The following is a 13,282-nucleotide window of genomic DNA, read 5'->3' on the forward strand; positions in this document are numbered from 1 at the left end:
CTTATGCGTTCGGTCAAAATCGAAGGGTTAAAGCAGGAAGTCGCTCCGCTCATTATGGGATCGGATTATTTTACGCCCGAAATATACGACTTGGTCAGCCAAAACCTTGACGCATTCGTCGCCATCGGCGGCAATACGATCGATACGGCGTTCATTTACTGCGGCGGAAAAAGCGAGCAGGCGATCGGCATGTGGATAGAGGAGCGCAACAATCGCGAGGACATTCTGATCTGGACGAAAGGCGCTCATCCGAACGAGAAGGGCAAGCGCGTCAACCGCGACGCCATTGCCGAGGAGCTTGCGATCAGCCTGGAGAGGCTGCGCACCGACTATGTCGACCTGTACGCCCTCCATCGAGACGACCCGGATGTACCGGTCGGCCATATTTTGGAGGCGCTGAACGAGCATGTCGAAGCGGGACGCATCCACGCTTTCGGCGCATCCAACTGGACGTGGCAGCGGCTGGAGGAGGCGAACCGGTACGCGGAGGAACACGGATTGATCGGCTTCTCGTTCAACAGTCCGAATCTTAGTCTGGCCAAAGCGAAGGAGCCGTACTGGCACGATTGCGTCAGCGTGGACGACGAGATGCACGCCTGGCATGTCCGGACCGGGCTGCCGCTTTTCTCGTGGTCTTCGCAGGCGCGCGGCTTCTTCACCGGCCGTTATACGCCGGAAGACCGCTCGAATGCGGATCTGGTACGGGTATTCTACAATGACGCGAACTGGGAGCGATACCGGCGCGCCGAGCAGCTCGCAAAGGAGAAGGGCTGCGAGACGATCCAGATTGCGCTCGCCTATGTGCTGAATCAGCCTTATCCGACCGGGGCGGTTATCGGCCCGCGCAATGAAGCCGAGCTGCGTTCGTGCCGGGAAGCGGCGGATATCGTGCTGACGCCGGAGGAGATCCGCTGGCTCGATCTGTCCGCCGACCGGGACGGAGCGGCTTGAATCCGGTGGCGGCCTGGGAACTGTTGTGGCCGGATGGCGCTCCGCTGGCCGAAGGAAATGGGGACGAAGACCGTCCCGCCATCATGCCTTTTCTGGCGGAGAGCGGAGCCGCTTCGGGTTCGCCGCGCGGAGCGATTGTCGTGTGCCCCGGCGGCGGCTATGCCGTCCGGGCTGCGCATGAAGGCGAGCCGATCGCGCGCTGGCTGAACGGCTTGGGCATATCGGCTTTCGTGCTGCGCTATCGGGTTGCGCCTTACCGTTATCCGGCGGCCCTGCTCGATGTGCAGCGGGCCATCCGCACCGTACGCAGCCGGGCCGCGGAATGGGGCGTCGATCCGCAGCGGATCGGGGTGCTCGGCTTCTCCGCCGGCGGGCATTTGGCCGCGATGGCCGGCACCCGCTTCGATGACGGCGATCCCGGGGCGGCCGATCCGGCGGACCGGGCATCCTGCCGGCCGGATGCGATGATTCTCTGCTATCCGGTTATAACGATGCGCGGACCTTACCGGCACGAAGGATCGCTGCGCAATCTGCTCGGTCCCGAGCCCGATCCGGATATGGCCGCATCGCTCAGCGGCGAGGCGCAGGTAAGCGCGAAGACGCCGCCCGCTTTCCTGTGGCATACGGCCGACGATCCGGTGGCCGTCGAGAACAGCCTGATGATGGCGGCCGCTCTCAGCCGGCACGGCGTGCCGTTCGATCTGCATGTGTACCAGCAGGGGCGTCACGGACTCGGGCTCGCCGAGCATGACGAGCATGTCGGCACGTGGACCGGTCTGTGCGCCATCTGGCTGAAGCGCAACGGCTGGCCGGCGTCCTCGCCCGTTTGATGCGCCAACCGGCCGGCACTCGTCCGTTCGTCCGTATCGGGGCGAACGGACTTTTTTGTGCGGCAATGGCTTTACGACGATGTCTGTGGTGTCCGTTTGGGAGACGTTTTGGGTGCTATTTGAGGTGCTATTTGAGGTGCCCGTTTGGGGGAGCGGCTGGAGGGGCGATTGGAGAAGCGTTTGGAGGAACGCTTGGAGAAGCGTTTGGAGGAACGTTTGGAGGAACGTTTGGAGGGCCGTTTGAGGTTCGGTCAGAGTTATGTCCTCCTTTGTCCTTTGCTCGAAAGGCACTTTCCATTCTGGCATTCCGACCGTAAATGTAAAATAATTGCACTTTGTGCAACCAACCGCCGCTGTAGCTTCTTTTCCGGCCAATTCATTGTACAACGTGCAGCTAAAATCGAATATGTGCCCCTCTTTCGGACGTTCCGGCCGAATTCAATGCACTTTGTGCAACCAACCGCCGCTGTAGCTTCTTTTCCGGCCAATTCATTGTACAACGTGCAACTAAAATCGAATATGTGCCCCTCTTTCGGACGTTCCGGCCGAATTCAATGCACTTTGTGCAACCAACCGCCGCTGTAGCTTCATTTTCGGCCAATTCATTGTACAACATGCAACTAAAATCGAATATGTGCCCTTCTTTCGGACGCTCCGGCCGAATTCAATGCACTTTGTGCAACCAACCGCCGCTGCAGCTTCATTTTCGACCATTTCATTGTACAACGTGCAACTAAAATCGAATATGTGCCCCTCTTTCGGACGTTCCGGCCGAATTCAATGCACTTTGTGCAACTATCCCGCCGCTGCAGCTTCTTTTTCAGCCATTTCATTGTACAACGTGCAGCTAAAATCGAATATGTGCCTCTCTTTCGGACGTTCCGGCCGAATTCAATGCACTTTGTGCAACTATCCCGCCGCTGCAGCTTCATTTTCGACCATTTCATTGTACAACGTGCAACTAAAATCGAATTTGTGCCCCTCTTTCGGACGTTCCGGCCGAATTCAATGCACTTTGTGCAACCAACCGCCGCTGCAGCTTCTTTTCCGGCCAATTCATTGTACAACGTGCAACTAGAACGAGTTTGAAATACTTCTCCAGAGCCAGCCGCGACTTTCTTCAGTTTCCATGCCACGGTTCTCTTTCTATGTAACGGTTCTTGACTCTTGCGATTTCTTCATCAAAGGCACGAAACGGACAGACGGGTAACGTGAGGGCTCCAATCGAGTTTAGGCGGAGAGCCGGAGATTGATGAAGAACGTCGAAAAGAGGCTTCTTCTCCAGACCTTGCTGATAGGCATCAACCACGGTCTGCCCGAAAAGTCATCTCGAATCGGGCGTACCACATCGCCAAGGGGCTAATCCGTTTCCCCGTTCATCGATTTCTGACGCACAATGAAATCAGCATCTTCGGGTCTGTTTGTATTGGAATATTGAACAACTTGCAGGCGGAAAATATTTGGTCAGCAGCAACTCGTTCTCTAAGTCGACGACTAAAAAAACGCTAGTTTGAAGGGGTGGCTAGAAAATGGCAATGCTGTTGATGGAGTTTCTGTAAAGTATGAGGTAATCAAAACCGTTAACAGCAAGGAAGTTTTATATGGTACAGGATATGTCAACAGACAAGTACCTGAGCGTCCTTCGTCTGATTGGTTTTACCTTGTTTACTCGGATGTTCCCGACGATAGCAGTTACCGCATCAAGTTTACCGACCTTAAAACTGTCGCAATCATTCGGTTTTGATCCTCTTCATTTCCCCTTTCTTCGACAAAAACCGCTTTAGCAAATCTTTATATGATGATTTCCAAATATTACGTAACTTTTTTTCGTCTTCATCCGTCTATACAGGTATATGAGAATTATTAGAATCTGCTAATGAGCGTTTCATAGACCGAAACGTAAGTTGAAAGCAGGACGACATGAGGGGGAGGAGCAACAATCGACGATGAAATGGGGCTTGAACTGGAGAAAAAAGGTGCCGTTACGGCTGAAGCGCCAGGATCAGGGGAAAAACGGAGGGGGCGAGCGGCGAATCCGCGCGTCCGGTTTCGGTTGCGGAGAATGGCGCTGTCCTTCCCGGCGGAACGACTTCGGGGGCGGACAAGTCGCCCGAAGCGGCCGAAGACGGCGGGCCGCGCAAGCCGATATTGCGAGTGAGCGGCGTGGAGCGGACGTTCCAGGTCGGCGGGCGGCCGCTGCATGTATTAAAGGGAATCGATATGGAGTTGCCGTACCGGAAACTGATTATGCTCAAAGGACGATCCGGCTCCGGCAAGACGACGCTGCTCAATTTGATCGGCGGTCTCGACCGTCCGACCAAAGGCGAAATCTGGTTTGGCGATTTGCCGTTTCATGAGATGAACGACGACAAGCGGACCCATATCCGCCGCAAGGAAATCGGGTTTATATTCCAGGCATACGCTCTTATGCCGATGTTGTCGGCGCTCGAAAATGTCGAGCTTTCCATGCGCATGGCCGGCACTCCCCGCTCCGAATGGAGGGAGCGGGCAGCCCGCTGTCTGGAGCTTGTCGGGCTGGAGAAACGGATGAAGCATCGCCCGTTCGAGCTGTCCGGCGGGGAGCAGCAGCGGGTCGCGATCGCCAAGGCGATTGCCCACAAGCCGCGGCTGTTGCTGGCCGACGAACCGACTGCCGAGCTCGATTCCCAGATGGCGGCGCAAATTATGGCTGTCTTCCAGAACATCATTCGAACCGAACAAGTGACGATCTGTATGACGACGCACGATCCTACGATTTTGGAGGTAGCAGACCATGTCTACGAAATGGTGGACGGAAAAATTAGCTAGAAAACGATTGGCGGTGCTGCTTGCGGTATCGCTTGTCGCCGCAAGCGGCTGTTCGCTTCTGCCGAAAGAGCAAGAGGAGGAGGTGTTGCCCGAAATTACGCCGCCGCAAATTTCGCAGAAGCCGGAATACGAGGTGACGACGACGACGCTGGAGACGCGGGTGTCGGCTTCCGGCAAGCTGATCTCGCTGCAGGAAGAAACGTTGTTTTTCACTTTGGACGGCAGGCGGCTGATGGAACTGAACGTCAAGGTCGGCGACACGGTGAAGGCCGGACAGGTGATCGGGCGGCTCGACGTCGAGGATCTGGAGAAAGATCTGCGCCAGAAACGGCTGCAGTTCAGGCGCGACGAGACGGCGATGAAAGAAACGCTGCGCAAGCGCGACGAAATGGACCCTGTCGATTTCGAGCAGGAAGTGATCAATTTCGAGGAAAAACGGCAGGCGATTGCCGATCAGGAAGCGGAAATCGCCAAAGCCGAACTGACCGCTCCGATCTCGGGCACGGTCGTGACCGTCAATGTGAAGAAAGGGGATCTGATCAAGGCATACGATCCGGTCGCCGTCATATCCGATACATCGCAGCTGGTGGCTGCGGTTAAGCTGACGAAGGATGATCTGGAGAAGGTGTCCGTCGGGATGCCGGTTACTGTCGATTTGAACAATGCCGGCAAGGTGAACGGTAAAATCAAGCAGCTTCCGGTTCCCGATACGGAGAACGGCGGCAACGGCAACGGCGGCAACGGCGGAACGGGCGGGCAGAACGATGCCGAACGGCCGGAAGATTTCCTGCTCGTGACGCTGGACAAAATGCCGAAAGGCGTGCAGCGCGGAACGCCGCTTTCGATCAGCATCGTGGTCAACCGCAAGGAAAATGCGATCGTCATTCCGCCGTCCGCCTTGCGGAGCATGGGCTCGCGAACTTATGTGCAGGTCGTTGACGAGAACGGCAAACGGGAAGTCGACGTCGAGGTCGGACAGCAGACCGCGACGGAAGTGGAAATTATTAAAGGATTGACGCCCGGCCAGAAAGTTGTAGGTCGATAGCCGATGGGACTGCCGCTTTTTCGCTTTTTGTTCCGCAAAATGTGGAACACCCGATGGCTGACGCTCAGCACGCTGGCAGGCCTCGTCATGGCGGTGGCATTCGCCACCAGCATTCCGATGTACGCGGACGGGGCCTTGAAGCGCGTCGTCGCCGAGTCGCTGAAGCAGAAGAGCACGGGGCTGCCCGCCGGTTCTCTGCTGATGCGTTACCAATCCCAGGGCGGCGCGAAGACCGATGCCGCGGCGCTCGATGAAGTGGACCGCTACATACAAGAAGACGTACCCGGGATGATCGGATTCCCCGATCAGACTTTCGTTCGCAGCTATTCCATCCGCGGCACCGAAATCATTCCCGAAGATTCGTCGAAAATCGACGCAAGCCGCGTCCGTCAGGCGACCCTGATGGCGATGTCGGGATTGAAAGACAAGGTCGAGCTGACGCAAGGCCGCTGGTTTTCGGACACGGAGTCCGAGGACGGGCTGATCGAGGTCGTCATGATGGAAGAGGCGATGTACCGCAATGACGTGCATATAGGCGACATCTATGAGTATCCCGTTTTCGGCGGACTCGACCTGACGCTTCGCGTCCAGGTGGTCGGCGCCTTTAAGCCGCTTTCCGACACCGATCCGTTCTGGTATCAGGGAATGGAAGGTCTGATGAATACGCTGCAAGTAAGCGAAAGCGTATTTGTCGACGGCTTGCTCGGCAGCCGGGGCATTCCTGTCGCGAACGCGAACTGGTTTTACGTTTTCGATCTGAGGGAAATCAAGACGAGCCAGATTTCGCCGCTCAGACAGACGCTTGAGCGGTTGAACGTGGAGCTGTACCAGAGGCTTCAAAACACGAAGGTGGAAATATCGTTCGCTTCGACGCTCGACGAGTTCCGCAAAATGAGCCTGCAGCTGCAGACGATGCTGTTTACGCTGGCTGCGCCGATGATCGCGATGGTGTTTTTCTTTATTGCAATGAACGCGCGGCAGGCGCTTGACAAGCAGCGCAGCGATATCGCGGTGCTGCGCAGCCGCGGCGCCGGAACGAAGCAAATCATTTGGATCTACACGCTGGAGGGATTGCTGCTCGGCGCCGTCGCGCTCGTTGCCGGCCCTCTGCTCGGCTGGTTCATGGCGAAGAGCATCGGTTCTGCGAACGGCTTTCTCGAGTTCGTTAACCGCAAGTCGATTCCGGTCGGCTTCTCGACCGAAGCGATCATCGCCGGCGTCTCGGCCGTTGCGCTGGCGATGATCGCGACCGTTATTCCCGCGGTCATTTACGCCAGATCTTCGATCGTCAATTACAAGCAGGAGCTCGCCCGTTCGGACCGGGCGCCGGTATGGCAGCGCTGGTTTTTCGACGTGCTGCTGCTCGGCGTCGCCGGCTACGGCTGGTATCTGTTCAACGAACGGCAAATGATTACGTTCTCGACCGGGATGACGACCGACCAGCTGAATGTGCAGCCGTTTCTGTTTTTCGTGCCGGCGATTTCGATTTTCGCGCTCGGACTGTTCTTTTTGCGGCTCTTTCCGTGGCTGCTGAAGCTGTTCAATTTTCTCGGGCGCAAGTTTTTGCCGGTGCCGCTGTATTTGACGCTGACGCAGCTGTCCCGTTCGTCCAAAACGTATTATCCGATCATGATTTTGCTCATTCTGACGCTCGGTCTCGGCGTTTACAACGCTTCGGCGGCCAGGACGATCGATCTCAACTCGACGGAACGGACGCTCTATAAATACGGAACCGACGTCATCATCCAAACGGTCTGGTACGGAACGCCTGAATTGCCGCCGTCGCAACCGCCCGGCGGTGGCGGAGGCAATTCAGGGGGCGGAGGGTCCGGCAATCCCGGCGGAGCTCCCGGAGGCGGCGGTGGCGGAGGAGGCGGCGGCGGGAACCCTGGCGGCAGTCCGGGCGTACCGACGCGCATCCTGTATTCGGAGCCGCCGTTCGAGTTGTTCCGCAAGCTCGAAGGCGTGGAAGCGGCGGCGCGGGTGCTCAAGGACAAGGGCAACATCGTCATTGCCGGCAGGTCGATCGGCCAAGGAACGGTGATGGGCATCGACAATGTCGATTTTGCCAAGGTCGCCTGGTTCCGCGACGATCTGTATCCGGTCCATCCGTTCTATTATTTGCGCAATCTCGGCTATTACGAGCATGCGGCCATTATTCCGAAAGGCGTGGCGGATAAATATCAGCTCAAGATCGGCGACAAGATCGAAGTCGGATTTGCCGACGGGATGCTGGAGTTCGGAATCGTCGGCATTTTGCCTTACTGGCCGAGCCAGTATCCGGACAAATCGCCGTTCGTCATCGCCAATCTGGACTATATTTACGACCAGCTTCCGATCAAGCCTTACGAGGTGTGGCTGAAGATGAAGCCGGGCGCGCTGGTCGCTCCCATAATCGAGGAGCTGCAGAGCCAGGGCATCGAGCTCGCGTCCGTGCAGGATTCGCGCACGGAGTTGATTACGCAGTCCAAGCATCCGACAAGAGGCGGCGTTTTCGGCATTCTCAGCCTCGGGTTTCTCGTGTCGGTCATCGTCTCGCTGACCGGCTACGTGCTGTTCTGGTTTTTCAACCTGTCTGGCCGGGTCGTCCAGTTCGGCGTGCTCCGCGCGATGGGACTGTCCCGCAAGCAGCTGACCGGGATGCTGCTGCTGGAGCAAATCTTTACCGCCGGTCTGTCCATCGCTCTCGGCGTGGCGATCGGCAAAGTGACCAGCCTGCTCTTCCTGCCGTTTCTGCAGACGACGGACAACGTCGTGGATGCGGTGCCGCCGTTTAGGGTTATCTTCGACTCCCAGGATACGAACCAGTTGTACGCGGTAGTCGGATTTATGATTCTGCTGGGCGCGGTGCTGCTGTTCCTGCATATCCGCAGGCTGCGCGTCCATCAGGCGGTCAAGATGGGAGAGGAGCGATAACGTGTGATTTATTGCGAAGGCTTGGTCAAAATTTTCAAAACCGACGATCTGGAGGTCGTAGCGCTGCAAGGCCTCAATTTGACCGTCGACGAAGGCGAAATGATGGCTATTATCGGCAACAGCGGCAGCGGCAAGTCGACGTTGCTGAACATTCTGGGCGGCCTCGACCGCCCATCCGCCGGCCAGGTGAAGGTCGGCAAATGGGATTTGCTGAAAATTACCGAGGAGCAGCTGGTGGAATATAAGCGGGACACGGTCGGCTTTATTTGGCAGAACAATGCCCGCAATTTGCTGCCTTATCTGACAGCGCTGGAAAATGTGGAGATGCCGATGATGCTGTCCGGAAATCTGGACCGGAGCTACGCGAAGCAGCTTCTGGAATGGGTCGGGCTGAAGGAGCGGATGCACAACAAGCTGCATCAGCTGTCCGGCGGCGAGCAGCAGCGGGTGGCCATCGCGATCTCGCTCGCCAACCGCCCCAAGCTGCTGCTTGCGGACGAACCGACAGGGTCGGTCGATTCCCGGACATCGGACATCATTATGGATATTTTCCGGCGGCTGAACCGGGAGCTCGGGGTTACCATCGTGATCGTAACGCATGACCTGTCGCTGGCCGGCAAGGTCGACAGGGTCGTTGCCATCCGCGACGGCTTGACGAGCACGGAATTTATTAAGCGCAATCCGAACCTCGACTCGGCGGACGGACGCATACCGTCTTCCGCCGGCGGTCTTCATGAGGTGCACGAAGCTTATGTCGTCGTCGACAAAGTCGGACGGCTGCAAATTCCGAAAGAGTATCTGGCGGCGTTAAAAATTAAAGATAAGGCCAGTCTCGAATTTGACGGCGAGCGGATCATCATCTCGCAGCCGAAATCATTGGAGGGGTAAACGGTTATGAAGAAGAATGGAGTTTCCAAATCGCTTGTTCGCAGAGTGGCTGCGGGATTGATGGCGCTGATGCTGCTCATGCCGCTGCTCGCCGCATGCAGCAAAGGGGAAAGCACGGAATCGGCCGAACGCCGTGTGCTGCGGATCGGCGTGTTGTACGGCGGTTCGGACAACGAGCAATATTTCCGCCAGCAGTATACCGATACGTTCGAATTTACGCATCCCAATATCGATCTGGAAATCGCCTATGCGATCAACTACGACGATATGCGCTATACCCAGCCGGGCCAGGAGCAGGAGCAGAAAGATCCGTATGAAGAGTTCAAGAAGCTGCTGACCGGACAAAATCCGGTCGATGTCGTCGTGCTGGACTACAATATGCTGAAACGGCTGACGCAGGACAACTTGCTCAAGCAGCTCGATCCGCTGATCCAGCAGGATGAATTCGATCTGTCCGATTACGTGCCGACGGTGATCGACGGCATCAAGGAGGCAGGGGAAGGCAACATTTATGCGCTGACGCCGACGTTCAGCTCATCCGCGCTTTTCTATAACAAGGAAATTTTCCAGAAGGCAGGAGTCGAGCCGCCGACGGACAATATGATGTGGGAGGACGTCATCAATAAAGCCCGAGAAGTCAGCAAAGGGGAAGGAAAAGAGCGAACGTTCGGTTTGATGCTGAGCCGCTGGTCGTATCAAGGGTTCTGGGACATGCAAAACTACGCATCGCCGCTGCAGCTGAAAATATTCGACGACAAGGGCGAACGGATGACGGTCAATACCGAAGGCTGGGCCAAGGTATGGGAGACCATCGTAAAATTGTACAAAGACAAACTGACGCCGACGCAGGAAGATCTGAACGCGCTGATGGAGGAAATGAACAAAAGCGGTGACTCGTATGGGTACAGACCGTACTCCGACGACTTTTTCATGAACGGCCGCGTCGCCATGGTCATTGCCGATTACGGTTATATTAACGATCTGATTCGGGCGAAAGATATGTCTGCGACGAACAAGGACATCAAGGCGATCGATTGGGACGTCGTCACGGTGCCCCAACATCCGGAGAAGCCGGGAGTCGGCGGGAACGTTTATTTGAGCCAATTGATGGGCGTCAACGCCAACGCGCAAAATCCGGACGACGCATGGGAGTTCGTGAAATTCAGCAACAGCAGGGAATGGGCGAAGCTGAAATCGCGCAGCACGTACGAAATGGTGGCCCGCAAAGAATTTCTGCAACCGAAGGGCGGTCTCGACTACAATATTCAGGCGTTCTATTCGCTCAAGCCGCTGCCGCCGCAAAGTTTGGAGCAGGAAAAACTTTACCGGGAAATTCCGGGTATCTGGGAAGCGCAGCAGCCGGGCGAGCAATTGTTCAACGAAGTGCTGCAAGGGAACAAGACCATTAAAGAGGCGCTTGCCGAGTGGGAGACGAAAGGCAACGAAGTGCTGCAACGATTGAAGCAAAACAAATCGAATAACGGCAAAGACACGCAAAGCAGCGGTGTCGAAGTATTGCCGGTCCCTGAAACGAAAGCGGAAGAGGCGGAAGAGGCAAAAACCGAGTAACCGAACAAGAGGAGCCCTTAAACGGCGCAATGCCGATTTAAGGGCTCTTTCTGCTTGGGCGGCGCGCTTCCCGCGCATATCCGCCAACGGCGTACAGCCGTTCGCGGCCGCATACCTCTCTCCAACCGCTATCCGCCGAGCGCGAACGATTGACGAATCGACCAGCGGCCGTCTTCTGCCCGCTCGAACAGATGAATTTCGTTTACGTCCATTTTCAGATCGAACCGCATCATGCGGAGGCGTCCGTACAGGTCGTGAAGCTCGTCGGGCGACATCTCTTGAGCGATCGTAATGTGCGGAGTATACACATACTTCGGCGATTCCAGGCTCAAGGGGCCTTGGCAAACCGCGTGATGCAGCTCGATGACCGTCTCCGGGCGTTCCGGAGCCAAATACAACGTATTCGTGACCGGATAAAAGGTGGACACCCGATTAAAGAGCAGCGAAAAAGGCGCGAAACGGGCCACGGTCCGCTCCAGTTGATGAACGGCTTCGGCAAGCCGGCTTTCGTCCATTTCCTCCCGCTCTCTGACCGTCAAGTGAGGAACGATTTTGTCGTAATACGGATCGTATCTTCTGCGCCAACTGTCCGCGAATTCCTGTATTTCGCGGGTCGGCAATATGGCAATGCCGTACTGCATACGCATCAGCCTCCTGTTCGGGTAATTTTATTATACACGATTTGCTTGATTTTGCAGACTTCGGGGCAATCTAATGACAAGAAAAGCGTGAAAGGAAAGTTGTGCGGATGAAGTGGGTTTATTGGGCGCGACTGTATGAAACGAAATTTCAGGCCGGTTGCGTAGTCAAGCGGATGGAGAACGACTGGTGGATTTACGGGTACGAATCGCCGAGGGAAATCGAAATTTTTCGTTCCCGCAAAGGGCGTTACGGGGTACGTTTCGTTCCTTGACGCCATCGCCGCCATAAAAAAATTTAAAAAAACAATTGACTAAGCTATAGTGAATGTTGTATATTTATTTTTGTGACCAAATGACGCGGGGTGGAGCAGTCCGGTAGCTCGTCGGGCTCATAACCCGAAGGCCGCAGGTTCAAATCCTGCCCCCGCAACCATATATGTATGTTTGTCCTTTCAGGGGCCCTTAGCTCAGTTGGTTAGAGCGGTCGGCTCATAACCGATTGGTCGGGGGTTCGAGTCCCTCAGGGCCCACCACAGGACTCTGAGGAGCTATTGGTTCGCTGCAATCGTTCAGATCGCCGTGCCGGCATATGATCGGTGCGGTTTTTGTTTTGCGAACGGAAAAATATGCCTGGCTTTTCGTTGACAAGCGTGACGGTGCATGTTAATATCTGTATCGTCATTACACATCCGCGCCGGGGTGGCGGAACTGGCAGACGCACAGGACTTAAAATCCTGGGGTAGGTGACTACCGTACGGGTTCGATTCCCGTCCTCGGCACCACGCAACATCGAGAACCGTCACGGCATGCCGTTTCGAATCGCCGGACGAATGATTTTTGTGCTGATCAAAACGTTAAAATGTAAAAGTCCTGTAGTACCTGACTGATACACAGGATTCATGATAAATCCCTCTTTTTGGCTTGCTAATCACAAGCTGGAAGGAGGGTTTTTATTGCGCAAAAGCGGATAACGTGTATCAATGCAACGGATGCAGGTTGGAAAGATTGTTTTAATCGGTTTCTTCTTTTCAAGAAGGCACAAGGCTTAGCAGAATTGACATTGAACGTGACAGGCAGGTTTAAGTGGGGAAAGTTTTCTTATATATAGAGAAACTTTTCCCCACTAATTTGTGCCGCGCTACGCTACGGCACTTCCTGACCGCGCACTTTCCTCCGCTTCGCTTCGGAGAAGCGCTTGGCCGTCCCGAAAACTGAAGTTTTCGGAACGCAATTTATTTTCAATCTTCAACCTCTCAGGTGAAGGGGGTATGGGGGATGGTGCGGCAGGTCTGCAATTTTGACAGGAACGCAAAGCGTTCATGGCAATGTTGCAGAGTTGGTTTCAGCATCCCCCAAGATGGTTATTTATTTTGTTGTTCCGTTAATCGAACCGCTGAAGCCGTATAATAAATCTCTCCGCATTCGCAAGTGATGGTTGGTATCCCATCGACTATAGTTTCTCTGTGTTCGATTCTGCCGCATTTACAGGTAAAGTATCTAATTCCATTCCCGTCTTCATTGACTGGCTCCGTATCGCCGAAAATTTTCTTTATCAGATCTTCTGCTTCATTATTTTCCATAAAAGAATAACCTCCAGACTTTACGCTTTTTGATATGAGCCTTTTGCATAATTT

At 55.4% G+C, this 13,282-nt stretch carries 10 protein-coding genes and 3 tRNA genes; 11 read left to right on the forward strand and 2 right to left on the reverse strand.

All coding sequences use genetic code 11. From position 1 onward, the window contains the following. Positions 1 to 3: 3 nt before the first annotated feature. From PACILC2_RS12340 to PACILC2_RS12370, 7 genes are all read left to right on the forward strand, one after another. The gene (locus PACILC2_RS12340; RefSeq protein WP_062492430.1) at positions 4 to 951 is read left to right on the forward strand and encodes an aldo/keto reductase; all 948 of its coding nucleotides are present in this window, start codon (positions 4 to 6) and stop codon (positions 949 to 951) included. After that, positions 948 to 1,781 (forward strand): alpha/beta hydrolase, encoded by an 834-nt coding sequence (locus tag PACILC2_RS12345; protein WP_244863469.1) that lies wholly within the window; start codon positions 948 to 950, stop codon positions 1,779 to 1,781. Before PACILC2_RS12340 ends, PACILC2_RS12345 begins: the two co-directional genes overlap by 4 nt. A gap of 2,145 nt (positions 1,782 to 3,926) precedes the next feature. After that, the gene (locus PACILC2_RS12350; RefSeq protein ID WP_062496703.1) at positions 3,927 to 4,589 is read left to right on the forward strand and encodes an ABC transporter ATP-binding protein; all 663 of its coding nucleotides are present in this window, start codon (positions 3,927 to 3,929) and stop codon (positions 4,587 to 4,589) included. Beyond that, entirely contained in the window at positions 4,555 to 5,634 is a 1,080-nt protein-coding gene (locus PACILC2_RS12355) for an efflux RND transporter periplasmic adaptor subunit (RefSeq protein WP_213529014.1), read from the forward strand. Before PACILC2_RS12350 ends, PACILC2_RS12355 begins: the two co-directional genes overlap by 35 nt. 3 nt (positions 5,635 to 5,637) lie before the next feature. Next, the gene (locus PACILC2_RS12360) at positions 5,638 to 8,550 is read left to right on the forward strand and encodes an ABC transporter permease (RefSeq protein ID WP_213529015.1); all 2,913 of its coding nucleotides are present in this window, start codon (positions 5,638 to 5,640) and stop codon (positions 8,548 to 8,550) included. A gap of 3 nt (positions 8,551 to 8,553) precedes the next feature. Beyond that, positions 8,554 to 9,438, forward strand: coding sequence for an ABC transporter ATP-binding protein (locus tag PACILC2_RS12365; protein ID WP_062492434.1), 885 nt, complete (start codon positions 8,554 to 8,556; stop codon positions 9,436 to 9,438). Between the two features lie 6 nt (positions 9,439 to 9,444). Continuing rightward, on the forward strand, positions 9,445 to 11,007 hold the full coding sequence (locus PACILC2_RS12370; RefSeq protein ID WP_213529016.1) for an ABC transporter substrate-binding protein: 1,563 nt from the start codon (positions 9,445 to 9,447) through the stop codon (positions 11,005 to 11,007). A gap of 128 nt (positions 11,008 to 11,135) precedes the next feature. Here PACILC2_RS12370 and PACILC2_RS12375 read toward each other — a convergent pair whose 3' ends face one another. Continuing rightward, entirely contained in the window at positions 11,136 to 11,648 is a 513-nt protein-coding gene (locus tag PACILC2_RS12375) for a 2'-5' RNA ligase family protein (protein WP_213529017.1), read from the reverse strand. A 107-nt stretch (positions 11,649 to 11,755) separates the two neighbouring features. Here PACILC2_RS12375 and PACILC2_RS12380 point away from each other — a divergent pair, with 107 nt between their 5' ends. The 4 genes from PACILC2_RS12380 to PACILC2_RS12395 all read left to right on the forward strand — a co-directional run bounded on the left by PACILC2_RS12380 (position 11,756) and on the right by PACILC2_RS12395 (position 12,430). Next, a complete protein-coding gene (locus PACILC2_RS12380) occupies positions 11,756 to 11,920 on the forward strand; it encodes a hypothetical protein (RefSeq protein WP_201024081.1) in 165 nt (54 codons plus the stop codon). An 84-nt stretch (positions 11,921 to 12,004) separates the two neighbouring features. Then, positions 12,005 to 12,081: transfer RNA gene (locus tag PACILC2_RS12385), tRNA-Met, on the forward strand. Between the two features lie 23 nt (positions 12,082 to 12,104). Then, positions 12,105 to 12,181, forward strand: a tRNA-Ile gene (locus tag PACILC2_RS12390). Positions 12,182 to 12,341: 160 nt separating this feature from the next. Then, positions 12,342 to 12,430 (forward strand) — tRNA-Leu (locus PACILC2_RS12395). Between the two features lie 579 nt (positions 12,431 to 13,009). Here the strand turns inward: PACILC2_RS12395 and PACILC2_RS12400 are convergent. Next, the coding region (locus tag PACILC2_RS12400; protein ID WP_213529018.1) for a hypothetical protein at positions 13,010 to 13,282 on the reverse strand (273 nt) is incomplete at its 5' end.

The organism is Paenibacillus cisolokensis (assembly GCF_018403665.1).
Classification (GTDB): Bacteria; Bacillota; Bacilli; order Paenibacillales; family Paenibacillaceae; genus Paenibacillus_AH; species Paenibacillus_AH cisolokensis.

Excerpts from the sequence above, each read along its gene's own strand:
- PACILC2_RS12340 (WP_062492430.1), top strand. The coding sequence starts at position 4 with ATGCGTTCGGTCAAAATCGAAGGGTTAAAGCAGGAAGTCGCTCCGCTC.
- PACILC2_RS12360 (WP_213529015.1), top strand. The coding sequence starts at position 5,638 with ATGGGACTGCCGCTTTTTCGCTTTTTGTTCCGCAAAATGTGGAACACC.
- PACILC2_RS12380 (WP_201024081.1), top strand. The coding sequence starts at position 11,756 with ATGAAGTGGGTTTATTGGGCGCGACTGTATGAAACGAAATTTCAGGCC.
- PACILC2_RS12355 (WP_213529014.1), top strand. The coding sequence starts at position 4,555 with ATGTCTACGAAATGGTGGACGGAAAAATTAGCTAGAAAACGATTGGCG.
- PACILC2_RS12375 (WP_213529017.1), bottom strand. The coding sequence starts at position 11,648 with ATGCAGTACGGCATTGCCATATTGCCGACCCGCGAAATACAGGAATTC.
- PACILC2_RS12370 (WP_213529016.1), top strand. The coding sequence starts at position 9,445 with ATGAAGAAGAATGGAGTTTCCAAATCGCTTGTTCGCAGAGTGGCTGCG.